General features: G+C 70.0%; 11 protein-coding genes and 1 pseudogene. 10 read left to right on the forward strand and 2 right to left on the reverse strand.

What is annotated here, in order from left to right; all coding sequences use genetic code 11:
• Window positions 1–79: 79 nt before the first annotated feature.
• The 9 genes and pseudogenes from ACGFY5_RS44530 to ACGFY5_RS44570 all read left to right on the forward strand — a co-directional run bounded on the left by ACGFY5_RS44530 (window position 80) and on the right by ACGFY5_RS44570 (window position 10,954).
• A pseudogene (locus ACGFY5_RS44530) lies at window positions 80–1,569 on the forward strand (SCO6880 family protein).
• Window positions 1,566–3,116, forward strand: coding sequence for a type VI secretion protein (locus ACGFY5_RS44535; protein ID WP_392731088.1), 1,551 nt, complete (start codon window positions 1,566–1,568; stop codon window positions 3,114–3,116). The pseudogene ACGFY5_RS44530 and the gene ACGFY5_RS44535 overlap by 4 nt, the downstream one beginning before the upstream one ends.
• Before the next feature lie 64 nt (window positions 3,117–3,180).
• Entirely contained in the window at window positions 3,181–4,296 is a 1,116-nt protein-coding gene (locus ACGFY5_RS44540) for a DnaB-like helicase N-terminal domain-containing protein (RefSeq protein ID WP_392731089.1), read from the forward strand.
• Window positions 4,293–6,293 carry a type IV secretory system conjugative DNA transfer family protein gene (locus tag ACGFY5_RS44545; protein WP_392731090.1) on the forward strand — a complete coding sequence of 667 codons (2,001 nt, stop codon included), beginning with the start codon at window positions 4,293–4,295 and terminating at the stop codon, window positions 6,291–6,293. The genes ACGFY5_RS44540 and ACGFY5_RS44545 overlap by 4 nt, the downstream gene beginning before the upstream one ends.
• Entirely contained in the window at window positions 6,290–7,162 is an 873-nt protein-coding gene (locus ACGFY5_RS44550) for a hypothetical protein (RefSeq protein ID WP_392731092.1), read from the forward strand. The genes ACGFY5_RS44545 and ACGFY5_RS44550 overlap by 4 nt, the downstream gene beginning before the upstream one ends.
• Complete coding sequence (locus ACGFY5_RS44555; RefSeq protein WP_392731093.1) at window positions 7,137–8,144, forward strand: DnaB-like helicase N-terminal domain-containing protein; 1,008 nt, start codon at window positions 7,137–7,139, stop codon at window positions 8,142–8,144. The genes ACGFY5_RS44550 and ACGFY5_RS44555 overlap by 26 nt, the downstream gene beginning before the upstream one ends.
• 259 nt (window positions 8,145–8,403) lie before the next feature.
• Window positions 8,404–8,574 (forward strand): hypothetical protein, encoded by a 171-nt coding sequence (locus ACGFY5_RS44560; protein ID WP_392731095.1) that lies wholly within the window; start codon window positions 8,404–8,406, stop codon window positions 8,572–8,574.
• Between the two features lie 687 nt (window positions 8,575–9,261).
• Window positions 9,262–10,263 carry a DnaB-like helicase N-terminal domain-containing protein gene (locus ACGFY5_RS44565; protein WP_392731097.1) on the forward strand — a complete coding sequence of 334 codons (1,002 nt, stop codon included), beginning with the start codon at window positions 9,262–9,264 and terminating at the stop codon, window positions 10,261–10,263.
• A gap of 250 nt (window positions 10,264–10,513) precedes the next feature.
• Window positions 10,514–10,954, forward strand: a complete 441-nt coding sequence (locus ACGFY5_RS44570; RefSeq protein ID WP_392731098.1) for an ATP-binding protein — start codon at window positions 10,514–10,516, stop codon at window positions 10,952–10,954.
• 43 nt (window positions 10,955–10,997) lie between these two features.
• Here ACGFY5_RS44570 and ACGFY5_RS44575 read toward each other — a convergent pair whose 3' ends face one another.
• Together ACGFY5_RS44575 and ACGFY5_RS44580 are read right to left on the reverse strand one after the other, a co-directional pair.
• A complete protein-coding gene (locus ACGFY5_RS44575; RefSeq protein ID WP_392731099.1) occupies window positions 10,998–12,164 on the reverse strand; it encodes a PP2C family protein-serine/threonine phosphatase in 1,167 nt (388 codons plus the stop codon).
• A 187-nt stretch (window positions 12,165–12,351) separates the two neighbouring features.
• Entirely contained in the window at window positions 12,352–14,685 is a 2,334-nt protein-coding gene (locus ACGFY5_RS44580; RefSeq protein ID WP_392731100.1) for a putative bifunctional diguanylate cyclase/phosphodiesterase, read from the reverse strand.
• A gap of 340 nt (window positions 14,686–15,025) precedes the next feature.
• Between ACGFY5_RS44580 and ACGFY5_RS44585 the strand changes: the two genes are divergently transcribed.
• Entirely contained in the window at window positions 15,026–15,301 is a 276-nt protein-coding gene (locus ACGFY5_RS44585; protein ID WP_392731102.1) for an STAS domain-containing protein, read from the forward strand.
• Window positions 15,302–15,655: the final 354 nt, after the last annotated feature.

Consider the following 15,655-nt stretch of genomic DNA (forward strand, 5'->3'; position numbering starts at 1 on the left):
GAGCACCGCAGCCAGCGGCCCGTCGGCGGAGCGCAGGTATTTCGGCTGGCAACCCGAACGCGTGGCCTTCCTGTATGGCATGTCCGGGCAGCGCTTCACTGTCCTGGGGGGTGCGGTGGTGGCGGCGATTTGGCCGCTGGTCATCACGCGTTGGCAGGTCGCCGTCATCACCTGGCCGGTCGCGCTCGTGCTCGGCGTCGCGGGACTGCTGCGGGTCGGAGGCCGGACCGCGGACGAGTGGCTGACCGCGGTCACCTCCTACGGGCTGCTGCGGTTCCAGGGGCAGCACCGGTTCGTCTCCGGCGTGTTCGCACCCCGGTCGAAGACCGACCCGGCCGCTGCGCCATCGATGGACCTGCCGGGTGTACTGGCCCCGGTACGGGTGCTGGAGATCCAGATGCCCGGCGGCGGGCCCCTCGCTGTCGTGCAGCACCCGCATCACCGGACCTTCACCGCGGTCGCAGCCGTGAGTTTCAGCGGCGTCGGTCTGCTGGACTCCGGGCGCGCCGGACAGCGCGTCGGCGGCTGGGGCGCCCTCCTGGCCGGCCTGTGCACCGAGGACAACCCGATCGTGCGCGTCCAGGCACTCCAGCGCCTGGTCCGGAGTCCGGTGCGGCGCTGCACCGCTGGCACGCCGACCACCGATCCGCGCACGCCCCGCGGCTGGCCACGGAGGTCACCGCCGGGCTGCTGGCGACCGCAACCCTGGCCACCTCCCACCGGCAGGCCTACCTCGCGTTCACGCTGGACGCCCGCAGGGCAAGCCGGGCGATCAAAGCGGCCGGTGGCGGCAGCCTCGGCGCCGCGCTGGTGCTCACCCGCCAGCTGCGGGGGCTCGCGGCGGCGGTCGCCGGCGCGGACCTGCAGATCCGCGCGTGGCTCGGCCCGCGCGAGGTCGCCGAGGTGCTGCGCACCGCGTTCGATCCCGACGCCGTCCGACCACTGGCCGAACGAAGGGCCGCCGCGAACGGCCCCGCAGGCAGGAGCGGCTGGCCGGTCCGGCCGGATCCGCGGCGCCTGCCCCCGGGCGTGGACCCGGCCCTGGCCGGGCCCGCTGCGGCCGAGGCACGACCGGGCTCCTATGTGCACGACGGCGGCGTATCGGTGACCTACTGGGTGCACGGATGGCCACGCAACGAGAGCTACTCCACGGTCCTCGCGCCGCTGCTCGGCGAGGGCACCCACCGCCGCGCCGTGTCGCTGCACTTCGAACCGCTCGGCCCCCGCCATGCCGAGCGCGCCGTGATGCAGGAACGCACCGCCCGGTCGGTCGCGGTCAGCATGCGCCGGCGCACCGGCCAGGTCGTGCCCGAGCACGAACGCCTGGCGATGGACCAGGCCCGCGGTCAGGACGCCGAACGCGCCGCCGGCCACGGGCTGGTCCGCTTCACCGGATACGTCACCGTCACCGTCACCGAGCCCGGCCAGATCGAGGACGCCTGTGCCGCCGTCGAGGCCGACGGCGCCGCGGCCGGGATGGAGCTGCGGCGCATGTGGTTCGCCCAGGACGTCGGATTCGCGATGAGCGCCCTTCCGCTGGCGCTCGGACTTCCCCGGAGGCGCTGGTGAGCAGGCTGATCCGCCACCGCGCCGCGATCGCTCTACCGGAGACCGGAGTGGGCGAGCTGCTCGGCCGTCCCTCGACCGTCCACAGGGAAACTTCCCGCCCCGTGGACAACCGGCCGCCCAGCCGTGCGGTGCCCCCACCACCGCGCGGCTGGGCCCGGCCCAACGCCGGACGCGCCCCCCGCACCCCCGCCGTTCCGGCCTACCGGGGCTCCACCCACCAGGTCCAAGGCCTGTATCCGTGGCTCTACGGCGCCTCGCTGGCCCCGGCCGGCGCGTACGTCGGCGTGGACTGCCTGTCCGGTGGGGCATTCGCCTGCCACCCGATCGAATGGCTGCGCCGCGGCTACGTCACCAACCCGAACCTGCTGATCACCGGCGTCCCGGGTGCGGGGAAGTCCGCGACCATCAAAGCCCTGGCGCTGCGGATGATGGCCTACGGCGTGAGAACGTTCGTGCTCGGCGATATCAAGAACGAGTACGCGCCGCTGGCTCGAGCGCTGGGCGTGGCACCGGTCGAGCTCGGCCCCGGCTTTCCGGACCGGCTCAACCCGTTGGACGCCGGTCCGCTCGGTACGCACCTGCCCCGCGACCGCGATCAGGCGCGGCAGGTACTGGAGGAGATCCATCGCCGCCGCATCACCCTACTCGGCTCGCTGCTGGAGATGCGCCTGGGCCGAGTACTGACCCCCACCGAGGAGGCAGCTCTCTCGCTGGCGATCCACCACGGCTCCCAGCTGCGGCGAACGCCGGGCAGCGCGACGGTCGCTGACCCGACGATCCCGCAAGTCTGGGCGCTGCTGCGCGACCCGACCACGGCGATGGCCACCGATCTGCGGATTCGCGACGACGACACCCACGAGCTGCGCGAAATGGTGCGGCCGGTCGCCGATGCCCTCGGCAACATGGTCCAGGGCAGCCTGTCCGGGCTGTTCGACCAGCCCAGCACTGTCCGCCTGGACTTCGACGCCCCGATCCAAACCGTCGACCTGTCCCGCATCGACGGCCGCGGCGACGAAACCGTCGCCATGACCCTCGCCTGCGTCTCCAGCTGGGGACAGGCCGCCGTCGACGACCCGACCGGCCCGGTCCGCCTGGTAGTGCGCGACGAACTGTGGCGGGCCATGCGCATCCCGGCGATGATCCGCAAACTCGACGCCGACCTGCGGCTTTCCCGCGCGCAGGGCACCATCCAGATGCTGGCCACCCACCGGCTCGCCGACTTCGAAGCCGTCGGACCGGCCGGCTCGGCCGAAGTCGCGATCGCCCGCAACCTCATCGGCTCCTGCGACGTACGGATCTGCCTGCGCCAAGATACCGCCCCGCTGGCGATGACCCGCGACGCGATCGGCCTGACCGACGCCGAATGCGCCCACATCGCCGCCTGGTCCGGCGAACAGATCGGCCGGGCGCTGTGGAAGGTCGGCCGCCGCGCCTCCCACGTCGTGCAGACCGTGCTGCATCCGGCCGAGCAGCACCTCTTCTACACCAACGACCGCATGGTGCTCTCCGGCGCACCGGGCTACCTGCGCACGGGAGACCGAGCATGAACGGCCAGAACTCGCACAGCGGTCACCGTGCTGGGCACTCCCCGACACCACCGGAGGTGGCCTCATGTCCGTCCTGATCGCACGGATCGAACAGGCGTTCGTGGGCGCTCTGCTCGCCCAGGACTTCCCTTGGGAGTCGTACGAGTCAGACGTTCGGAAGATCAGCGCCGCGGAACTGACCGACCCGGTGCGGCGGGACGTCTTCACCACGATCGTGGAAATGCGCGAGAACGAGAACCTGTGGATCCCCGGCAAAACGTTCGTCGACGAGGTCTGCGAGCGGCTCGCGGGGCGCGGGGTGACCCGCGGCGACGTGCTGCGCCTGGTCTGGGCCTGCCCGAATCCCACCCACATCCGCGAATACGGCCGACTGCTCGCAGTCGGCCGGTTCCGGCGTCACGTGGCCTTCCACGCCGACGCGGTGGCGAGAGAGGCCGCCGGACCACACTGCGCGCACATACCCCAGCTGGCCGGCCTGGCTGCGGCATTGGACCGCTCCGCGCGCCTGCACGCACACCTGCTACCAGGAGAAGCCGGGCAGGACGTCCCCGGCCCGGTGCCGCAACCGAGACGGCCCGCGCCGAACGACCCTGCTCAGGCCCGCGAAGAGAACGTCCTGAGCGGTCTGCTGATCGGAGGCTGGTTCGACTCGGTCATGGCATTCGTGCCGGCGAAGGCCTTCCGGACGCCGCTGCACCGCGAGATCTATGAGGCTCTCGTCGCGGTGAAACACCGAGGCGGCGTCATCGACCGGCTGTCAGTGGCGTGGGAGATGGCCGAACGTCGCGCCGAGTCGATCGGGGTCGCCACGCCGGGCGCTTCCCAGGATCGGGGCCTCCCACCGGCCGACCGGGTGCATACGGATCCAGCAAGCCTCGATCTCGATGTCGTGCACGCGCGGGTCACTGCGGATCTGGCCTTCCTCGACCGCATGCCGGTACCGCGTTTGGAATCCGTCACGGACGACGCCCGGGCCGTGCTCACCAGCAGCATCGACGCGAGCCTGTATGACACGTCTTTGACCGTCGCCGCGACACCGCCAGCGTCCGGCCACGTCCTGCCCGCGCAGGCCGCTCGTGCGTTGCCTGCGGCCGGCGCACGCCGCCCTGCACCCGGCAGCGCGGCCGGTGGAGGCAGCGCGAACGGTGCGGCCGCCGACAGCGGGCGGGTGAGCCGGTGAAGTCGCGTAACCACACCGTGGTCGGGCAGCGGTTCTTCGAAACGGCCGGCGAACAACTGGTCGCGGTCGTCCTCGGGGTCGTCGCAGGTGTCATGACCGGCGTCTGGCTGACCGGACAAGTGGCCGGGCTGCTCTTCCGCGGTTCCTGGCCGAACGTCCCCCTCACTGCGGGCTGGGCCGCCACGATCGCGTTACCGGCGCACTGGAGCGACCCACGTCAAGCCTGGCCACCGGAGACCCGGGATCAGCTGCCCGGCCCGATCGGCTTCGCGGTGAGCGCGGTCGTGGTGTCAGCTGGCGGCCTCATCCTGACCGCGGTGGTATGGCGGCTGTTCAGCGGACGCCAGCAGATCCGCGGCTATGCCTCCTGCAGGCAGCTGCAGCGGACTCTGTCGGAGCAGGCGGCGCTGCGCTGGTTGCCGCGGCTGCGACCGGGATTGCCCGCAGCCCGCACGACCTCGCTGCGCCGACTGCAGGCGAGTATCCGCGCGCGACGCGATGACGGGTCGTCACCGGCCGGCATGGATGGTGCCTGCGACGCGGGCCAGGGTCTCGTCGGCGCCCCACACCCGGTCCGCGCACTCGTTCGGGAGGTCGCTGTTCCCCTGGGCCGCGCGCGCGGCTCGGGGATGCCGTTGTGGGCGAACATCCAGAACTCGGTGCTGCTGCTCGCCGCGGCACGACAGGGCAAAACCTCGCAGGTGATCATCCCGTGGGTGGCCCGCTGGCCGGGCCCGGCGGTGGTCACCTCGGTCCGCCGGGACGTGGCGCTGGCCACGCTGACGCTGCGGGAGGCGGTTGGGCCGGTCGCGGTGATGGATCTGACCGGAACTGTGTGGCCGTGCCCGCTGACCTGGACGGCGACCAGCGACTGCGAGGACTTCGAGCAGGCCCGCAAACGCGCCGACGTGATGGTGCAGGTCGGTAAACCTGGCTCGGGCCAGCAGGATTCCACCAACGCAGGCTTCTTCGGCATGACCAGCACTAACCTGCTGGCCGCGTGGCTGCACGCCGCGGCGCTGGCGAACCTGAGCGGTGAGGACATCCTGCGGTGGGCCCTCGACGAACGCGACGACGAACCGATCCGGCTGCTGCGCGACGACCCCCTCGCCACCCCGGGCGTCGCGACGATGCTCGACCTGATCTACCGCAGTCCCGTCGAGACCCGCAGCAACCTGTGGACCACCGCGATGACCGCGGTCGCGCCGCTGCTGTCGGCGACCGCACGCACCGTGTTCTGCCCGCCGATGGGGGAGTCGCTGAACATCGAGGAGTTCCTGGCCGCCAGCGGGACCGCGTACCTGATCGTCCCCGAACGCGAAGCTGGTGCGCTCGCTCCGATGGTCGCCGCGTTCGTCGACGAGGTGAGCCGAGCCGCCGCGCGCCTGGCCGAAGCGAATCCGGCCGGCCGGCTGGACCCGCCTCTGGGCCTGATCCTGGACGAGGTCGCCAACGTCGCGCCGCTGCCGACCCTGCCGGGCCTGATGAGCTACGCCGCCGGATCCGGGATTTTCGTGACCGCCGTGCTGCAGAACTTCGCGCAGGCCCGGCAACGCTGGGGACGCGACGGCGCCGACGTGATCTGGGGCGACGCGACCGTCAAAATCGCCCTCGGCGGCCTCGCCGGTGACGAACTGCAGGCGTTCGCGACGCTTGCCGGGGAGTACCGCGAAACCATCTGGTCCACCCAGTACCACCACCAGCACGGCGCCACGACCCAGGCGACCCTGGTCGATCGCAAAACTATCCAGCCGCACGAGATCCGCACGCTGGCCGAGGACGAACGCGAAGCGCTGATCATCTACGCCACCACGCCCGCGGTGCGCACCCGCATGACCCGCCACTACGAAAGCCCCGACGCAGCGAAGTACGCGCGCTCAACGGATGAGGTGACCCGGCGGCTCCGGCTCGCCGAGTCCCTGCCACACGGTGCCCCGGTCGCACTGCGGCAGACCCGCGCAAGGGAAGCCACCCGCGCTCGAGGAGAAACCCCATGACCGACATCGATCCACGACGACCACCGATCGCGCGGCTATGGCCCGGCGGCCGCGGCCTGCCCTCCCGGCGGCTGCGCCGCACTCTGCTCACCGGCACCGGCAACCGACGATCCGGCTCAGGAAACGACACCGGCGGAGGGGACCGCCAGGCGCGGGAATGGCACGAGCTCGACACCGCCGAACGCCTGGAGGCGTGGGCGGAGCTCGTCGACTGGGTGGTCTGGCTGCACGACCGCTACGAGCTGTCGGTCGAGGAACGCCTGCCGCCGTGCTGGCCGCAGCATCCCGGCTTGGTCGAGGAACTCGCCGCGCTGAAACTGTGGCGTACCGACATCTACAGCGCAGACGGAGGCGGACAGGCCATCGGTCAGGCCGCCCGCTATTGGCACGGCGAACTGCGGCAGATGCTGACGACCGCGGTCACCGTCTACGCCGCCGGCTGCCGCGCCGCCCACCGCGGCGCGCAGCCGCTGGATACCGTGGACGCCCGACTGCGCGACCGGTGGCTGGCCGCCGATCCCCTGGTCGGGATCCCGCTGCACCGCACCACGGCCCGTCGCAGCGCGGCGGTCACCGGCGGGGGCGCGGTCATGCCCGACCGGGACATGCAACGCGCCCTCACCGCGCACCACGCAGCACCACTGGGCGCGACCGTGCCCGACATCGCGCACTACCGCGGCACGTGGTGGATCGCTGCCGGCGGCGAAGACGTCTGGCACGCGGTCACGGACAGCACCGCTGCGGCGGATCTCGACCGCGCCGCAGCCCGGCTGGCCATCGCTGATGACGCTGTGCGCCGCCGCAACGCCGCGTTCGTCCTCGACCCAGGCCGGAGGAGGGCCGATGTCGTACCTGACACTCCGCGCTGAACAAGCTCTCCTCGGCGCGCTGGTCGCCGATCAGGATCCCCCCGAGCAGCTGCGCACGCTCGAGGCGACCGACTTCGGCGGCCGCGAGCACCGCGTGCTCTACACCGACATCATGACCGTCCGCCGCGACGCCCCGACCTTGCGGGGCGAGGCGTTGATCGACGCGGTGGCCCGCTACAGCGGCGGCTCGGGCGAGGTCGCGTGGTACCTGCGGGGGCTGCGCGATCAATGTCCGGATCCGCAGCACGTCCTGTCGTACGCGCAACTGGTGCAAGCCTCGGCGTTCCGCCGTGATGCCGCCGCGCACGCCGATCGCATCATGGCCGAGGCCGCTCGGGCACCGCGTCGGGACAGCACCAAGTACGCGGAGCGGCTGGCTACGGCACTTGAGGCACAGGCACGCCGCTTCGAGGCGCTGACCACCGTGGACCGCACCGAGATTCGCATCGCGCTCGGCGCGCCGCCTGTGCCAGAACAGCACAGCGACCCGCGGGCGCGCCGCGAAGACGAACTGCTCGCCGACCTGATGCAGAACCCGCGTCAGGCGCGCGACCTGGCCGGGTTCCTGCCGGCCGAGTCGTTCACTGATCCGCAGCGCGAGGAGGTCTACCGCACAGTGCTGGTCCTTGCCGCGGACGGTGACCCGATCGACGAGGTCATCGTCGGATGGCAGATGGCCAAGCTCCGGGCCATCGCGAGCTCCTACGGGGCTGACATCGACGACCGGCCACCTCCGATCGAGCCGGACGACGTGTATCTGTCGCGGCTAGCCGCCATGACGCCGGAGACGTCGGCCGTACAGATCGGCGCTGGCCTCGTGACCGAGGACATCCGGACGCACAACAGCTTCCAGACGAACACGATCGTGCATGCACTCAACCCGCCCGAAACAGCCGCGCGGCCCGTGGTTACGCCGCTCGACCCGTCGCTGGGCAGCCCCAGGAACAACAACGCTGGGCCGTCACCGCGGCTCGGGCGGTGAAGGAGGCGGGATGAGCAGCTACGACCGCATCAACCACGGCGGCCGCGACGGCAGTGGCCACGGACCGGCCGGGGATAAGGCAGACCGTCCGGGAGTGGATCCAGCCGGTCGCCGCTCCGGACGGTCTGACTCGCCGCCCGTGGGTGCGGCGACCAGTCGCGTCGGTATCGCTGATGGTGAGGAAGCCGATCCGACGGCGGCCGGTGTCACACGAGCGGCGCCCCTGGGATCGGATCCGATGCTCATGACTCATGTTGCGATGAGCGACGCCTTGGCCACCGGGGCTGCGCGGCCGCTGTCGCGATTCGTCACCGACTTCGTCCACCACGGTGATCACTGGTGGCTGCTGTCGGCGGAGGGGTGGCTGCGCGTCGACGACCCGGGGCTGCTGGCGGTGCTCAACAAGCCACGTCAATGGATCGAGGACTAACGGCTCGCTAGGCACGCACAGGAGCCACACGCCCGAGCACCGATCGAGAAGGGATTCTGACATGGGCATTTCTCACCCGCCATGGCCGCCGCGCGCGAGTCCGGGCGATCGGTGGCCCCGCCCCCGTGCCGGGCCACGACGCCCTCGCCCGTCCAGGACTCCGGAGGCGAGTGCTACCCGACACGGTCAGAGCCTTCGGTGAGGCATTGATGGTATTCACCGTCGGGACGGCGACCGAGCTGATGCCCGGCGCAGCAGGCGACGGGGTTGAAGCGGAGAAGTCCGGTGCGTGGCGGATCATCGAATGCCCTCCCCGATGTCTCCACCGCCGAGGCTTTCGACCTGTCCGACAGCTATCGCGTCGATGCGGCCGCCGACCTGGCCGCGGCAGCCGCCAGCAGCGTTCTGCGCCATCAGCATCTGGCCGAAAGGCCAAGTGCGCCTCGCGGGTCATGAGATTCAACGACGAGAGAAGCACAGCCGCGCATCTACGCGCCGCACGCCACGCGTGCTGATGGCGGGCGCGGGCGCCGATCCGGTAATCGCTGTCGGCGAGCGTGGGGGCGGGCATCTGGCGCCAGTCGTTGCTCACGGCGACCGGCCCGGCAGGCCTTCAGCGCATCGCTGGTTTGGCTGAGCGCTGTCCGCTGCGCGACGAAGCACTCAACACCCGTCGGAGGAGACTTAATGTCGTATCTGACGTTCCGCGCTGAACAGGCAGTGCTCGGCGCACTCCTGGCGGCCGAACCGTTACCCGACCAACTCGGCCGGCTCCGCGCGGACCATTTCGGCGCCCCCGGGCACCGGCAGCTGTACGAGACCATCACTGCCCTGCGCTATGACCACCCCAGCCTCAGCGGGGAGGCTCTCATCGACGCCGCCGCCCAGCGCGGCCCTGATCCGGGCGCCAGTCGGCGCCAACTGTGGATGTTGCGCACTCAGTGCCCCGACCCGCGTCACCTCACCGCCTACGCGGCCATGGTTCAGGCTGCAGCATTCCGGCGCGAGGTCGCCGCCGAGGCCGAACGGGCAGAGGCGGAAGCCGGGTATTCGGTGTCTGGTGACGGCACCGTTCATCAGCGGAGATTCGCCGAGGCGCTGACCGACCAGTCCCGGCGTTACGACGTCCTGGTCACCATCGAACCAGGGCGGACCCAACCGGCGATCGGGCGAGCAAGCGTCGGACCGTCGGCCGAAGCCGCGGAACGCCGAGCGCAGCACGAGCACGCGCTGCTCGCCGATCTGTTGCAGAACCCCCGGCAAGCGTTCGAACTGGCCACCTTCATGCCCGACACGACGTTCCGCGACCCGCAGCGACGCGAGATCTACCGCACGATCCGCACCCTCGCCGAGGACGGCGAGGCGATCGACGAGGTCACCGTGGGCTGGCGGATTGCTCACCTCCGCGCGGCCGCCCGCATGTACGGAGCGGAACCCGGCACCCAGCCTCCCTCCGACGTCTACCTCGATCGGCTGGCTCGAACCGTGACGAGCGTGTCGGCGGTGGAAATCGGCCGTGGGTTGGTTGCCGAGGACATTCGCTCGAGCGCCCGAAGCCGTGCGAATGCGATCATCCGCGCTGTGGACTCAGGCGCAGTGACCCGAGGGCTTTCTGTTGACCCTCTCGATTCAACACTAACCCGGCCCACCAACGGTCGGCCTGGGCCGACGCCGTGGCCTGGCCGGTAAGTGCAGACCGGCTGCGTCCGCCACGACCACCTAGCGGCCTTCCAGGTCGCAGTCGTGACGCCGTCGGCAACCAGGCCGGTTCCGCTTGGACTCGATGCTGCGGGAACGACCGGTCTCGAATAGGCGTTTCGCCCTGACGGGTCCGGGCCGATCATGATCCTGGCTACTCGACCCACTCGGCGAGGACCTCGCGGTAATTGCGGGTGGTGCGCTGGTGTATCAGGTGCCTGCATCGGGCACAGCGGTGGTCATGGCGTCGCTCACTGAATCGCTTCCGCCGACTCCTCATGTCGAGACTCGGCGGTGGGAGCTGACCGGGCCCGAGGAATTGCGTTCGGTACGGGGTTCGCTGCACGAGGCGATAGCTGGCAAGCCTTTCTCAGCGGACGCGCGGCTGGAGGAGATTCCCGAGAAGATGGTGCTGGTCGCTTCGGAGCTAGCGACCAACGCGCTCAAGCACGGAAGGCCGCCGAGCGTCGTGCGGTTGCTGCGCGCCGGGAACACCTTTGTCTTGGACGTGGCCGATCACGACCTGAGTGCCCCTCCGGAGTACGCGGCCGGCCGCGATGCGGGTGACGGCGGCCTTGGGTTGTACCTCGTGCGGGACCTGGCTTTCGACGTCGGCTGGTATGTCGACGACGACAGCAAGACCAAGCACGTGTGGGCGCAGTTCCCCGCTGACCCGGCCTGACCCGCGAGCTCACGGCGGGGAGCACAGCGGAATTACGGTTGGCTCAGGCGCGGGTCGTGGCGCCATTCGACGAGCAGCAGCCCGGCGTCGTCGCGGAGCCGTTCGCCGTGGTGGTCGAGTAGCGCCCGGACGAGTTGGCGGAGGGTCTCCGGCGCAGTATGGCCTTGCCGGTCATGGGTGATGAGGAAGTCACCAGGCGGTCGAGGCCGAAGAACGCGCCGTCGGCGTCGCGAGCCTCGGTGAGACCGTCGGTATAGAACAGGATCCGATCGCCGCGCCGAAGCCGGGTGTGGCAGACCGGTCGGTCGCGGTTCAGGCCGATACCGAGGGGCAGGCCGGCTCGGCAGTCGAGGACCTGGTGCAGGTCGTGGTCGCGGACGAGGACCGGAGGGGGATGACCGGCCAGGGTCCAGCGCAGGTCGCCGGTGTCGGTGTCGAGTTGGGCGAGGACCCCGGTGACGAGTTTCCCGTGGCCGAACTGGCCGTGGAGAGTCGCGTCGATCTCGGCGGCGGTGGCATCGAGATCGAGGTTGCGGCGGCGGGCGTTGCGGTAGCCGCCGACGGTCAGACCGGCCAGGACGGCGGAGGACAGGTCGTGGCCGGCCGCGTCGAACACCGCGGCGTGCAATACGGGGCCGTTCATCGCGTAATCGAACAGGTCCCCGCCGACCGCATAGGCCGGTTCGACCATCCCGGCGACGACGACCTTCTCGGTCGCGAACGTCCCCGGTGGCAGCAGCGACCACTGGATCTCCGCGGAGGCGGTCATCTCCCGGACCCGGGCGCGCTGGCGGTAGGTGTCGCTGTGGATGCGTTTGGAGATCAGCATCAACGAGACCAGGGACGCCAGCCTGCGGGCTCGCCGTACAGTGGTCTCGTCCGGGTTCTCGACGGTCAGCCGCAGCACGCCGAGGCGTTCGGTGCCGTCGAGGAGGGTGACCCACAGCCAATGGCCATCGACGGCCTCGGTGACACGGACGTGCAGCTCGGTGAACGCGGACCCCGCGGCGCTGGCGTCGACCGACAGGTGCGTGTCGGGGCGGGGGCCTGTATGGCGCAGAGGTTCGAGCCAGACGAGCTGATCTTGTTCGAGGTCGACGAGGTACAGGACCGGATGGCGGAGCCCTACCGGACCGGCGTGAGCCGCGACCAGCGTGGGAAGGTCCTCGGGGTGGCACATGTGCGAGGCGTGCAGCAACGCGTCGAACATGTCTTCGCCCGAATTGGGCTGCCCATCCGGCATCGTGACGTAGCCCCTGACCTACCTCGGTTGGAAGCGAGCATTGACGATGATGACACGGCGTCTGACCCGCGCCGCGTCGCGGAGCTCCAGTCGGGTACGGCGGCGCGCGGCCCTTGCCTCGGGGCGAACTGCGCGGCTGGACAGGTGCAGGTGCTCAGGTGCTCGTGTGCGCGCCGACGCGCGTGAAGAGCTCTTCGAAGTCGGCGGCGGGCATGGGGCGTCCGTAGAGGAAGCCTTGCGCGAGGCGGTAGCCGGCCTGGCGCAGGCGGTCGGCCTGGGCAGTGGTTTCGACGCCTTCGGCGACGGCCTCGATGCCGAAGTCGGTGATGAACCCGGCGAGGTTCTTGGTGATGATCGCTCCGGCTCCGTCGGCCGCGGCGCCACTGACGAAGGACTTGTCGACCTTGAGTACGTCGACCGGGCAGGTGAGCAGCAGACTGAGCGACGAGTGCCCGGTTCCGAAGTCGTCGAGAGCGATACGCGGCCCGAGTTGTTTGAGCCGGCCGAGTTGTTCGGCGGCGAGGTCGGTGGTGAGGACGGCGGTTTCGGTCACTTCGAGCACGAGCTGGGAGGCGTCGACATCGGTCTCCCGCAGGATGGTCTCGACGTTGTCGACGAAGTGGCGGTCGGCCAGCTGCCGGGCGGAGACGTTGACGCTGATCTTGCTGGGCGCTCGGTCGCGGTAGCGGCGCTGCCAGTCCGCGGCCTGCTGGCAGGACTGCTGGAGCACCCAGTAGCCGAGTTCGGTGATGCATCCGTTCTGTTCGGCGAGGGGAATGAACACGTCCGGTGGGACGAGTCCACGGTCGGGATGCCGCCAGCGCATCAGCACCTCGCCGCCGATCGTCTCGCCAGTGGCGAGGTCGACGATCGGTTGATACAGCGCGAAAATCTGGCCGGTCGGCAACGCGTTCCGGAGATCGGCGGAGAGGCGAGCGTTCTCGTCGGCGGCGCGGTCCATGGCGGGGTCGAACCAGTGTCGGCGGTCTCCGCCGGCGGCTTTCGCCGTGTACATGGCGACGTCGGCGCGGCGCAGCAGTTCCTTCGGGGTGTCGCCGACCCAACTCGTCGCGATGCCGATGCTGGTGGCCGTCTTGAGGGTGTGGGGGCCGAGATCTGCTGGTTCGCGGATCGCCGCGAGGATGTCGTCGACCAGAACTTCGACGCTGGTGGCATCCGTGCGCAGGGCAGCGGCGAACTCGTCGCCGCCGAGCCGGGCCACCATGCCCAGGTCACCGACGATCGTGGTCAGGCGCGTGCTCAACAGGGTGAGCAGGGCGTCGCCCACACCGTGGCCGAGACGATCGTTGACGGTCTTGAAGTCGTCGACGTCCAGCAGAACCAGGTGGAACGGCTGGCCGTCGGCGAGCAGTTGCTCGACGTGCTGTTCCAGCAGGGCCCGGTTGCCGGCTGTCGTGAGGCTGTCGTGGGTCGCCTGGTATTCGAGCTGTTCCTGGTAGCGGCGCAGGTCGGCCAGTTGTGCGTCGACGGTGGCCAGTAGCTGGTGGTTGTCCCGGAGGGCGATGATCTGCCGGACGATGACGAGGAACGTCAGCGTCACCGCGGCGACCTCCATGATCGCGGTCTCTGTGGGGTCGACGCTTCCGGTGGCGAGCAGCAGTCCGTCGGTGGCGGCGACCGACAGGTACGGGATCGTGCTGACGCGCCGGGACCGCCTCCGAGGTGCCGGCATGCTGGCGCCGGCGCGCAGTTGCCGGACGGCGGCGAGATGAATGCTGAGGGCAGCCACCGGAACGGCGATGAGGCTTGAGGACAAGTACGGGCGTGACACGAGGAACGGCGACAGGCTGCCGAACGCGGCGCTGATCGCGCTTCCGACGGCGAGGATGTGCAGGGAGCGCCGGTCGAGGCGTCCGGCGCCGGCGAAGGCGACCTTCACGAACGACGCCATGGACAGGAACCCAACCACGGCGAGGGACAACATTGCCCAGGCCGAACCCGTCTGGGTCACCCACTGCTGGTGATCGCGCAGTGAAAAGTGCCAGACGATCGCGGCGACCGTGATCAGCACCATGCAGGCATCGAGACCGAACCGGATCCAGTCGCTTCGGCTGCGTTGCCAGGACGGCAGACGTAGCAGCGCCCACATCACCACGCCCACCATGAGGAGGTAGAGGGTCAACGTGACCGGGCCGACGCGCTGCGAGGGCACCCGGCTGCCCACCGCATCGACCGTGTTGGCGATCGTGCCCGCGATGAACAGCCCGCATGCCCCCCTCAGCTGCCGCCAGAAACGCCGGGTACCGGCGTCGAGCGCGGACTGACGCGTCACCTGCCAACAGGCGTACCCGGCCAACAGAGCAGTGACCGGCAGGGGAAGCCATCCGACGACCGGATGCCCCCAAGGGACCGCCAGTCCGACGGCGAGCCAGACAACGTTGAACGCCACCAGTGCGGCGGTGGCGAAAAGCGGCCAGTCCCAGCTACGCCGGAAGCCGACCCGTCGCCGTACAACCTCATCCGTCACACAACGCCTCATCGGCTACCGGATCTTCGAATCAATCCCTTCACCGGTAACCAGTGGGCTGCCGATCCCCGCGCTGTCGGGTGCTCGCACGCCGCAGGACAACCACGGCCACCTGCGGTTCGTCGATCTGTACGGAGCGGGCCGGTACGAGTCGGCGGTAACTCGCAGATTGTCGAGCCCGGTGGGACGCCGCGTCAGATGGCGTCCGGCAGCCGAGGTGGCGTCGTGGAGTGCGAGCCGGGTCCGCTCAGGTTTAGGTCAGGCGCGAGCGGGCGAAGGCTGGTCCATGATGGGGCAGGAATTTAGGCATTCGGTTCGGCGGCACTCCGATGGGCAGACCGTGACGGCGACGCTGACCGGTGAGTGGGATGTCCTGGCCGATGGCTCGCTGGTGGCTGAGCTGAATGCCCTCCTGGATGAGGGCTACCGCAATGTCATCATCGACGCTGCCGCCCTGACTTTCTGTGACTCGGCGTGCCTCGGTCACCTGGTCGGGTTACATCGACGGTCCGCTGAGCGCGGGGGGTGGCTACGGGTGGTCGGCCCGGCGCTCGCTGTCCGGCGGCCGATCGAGCTCACCGGTCTCGACCAGGTCCTCGAAGTCAGGGACCGTTGAGTCCGGGCCGCAGGCCAGTCTAGTCGCCAGGACGGTAATGCTGTCATTGAGTCCGAACGGTTGTCCGATGATTCGTTCGGCGGTCGCTGCCTGTCCGTACACTCGTCGGATGACCGTCGGCCTGTCCGGCGAGCGGATACGCCCTGACCTTGGTGTGCATCGTCGCCACGCGGGCACGGCTGCTCCGTACGCTGTTCACCTTTAGGGCAGGGAAGTCGTCGATCGTGCCACGCACGGCTAAACAAGAGGCAGATCACTTCATGACAGCGGTACCAGGCCAGCGGCCGACCGGCGCGACGTCACGGTTCGACGGGGACACGACCGAGGGGGATCTGCGGGCGCTGTTCGGGCAGT

Origin of the sequence: Cryptosporangium sp. NPDC048952 (assembly GCF_043197895.1) — a bacterium.
GTDB lineage: Bacteria > Actinomycetota > Actinomycetes > Mycobacteriales > Cryptosporangiaceae > Cryptosporangium.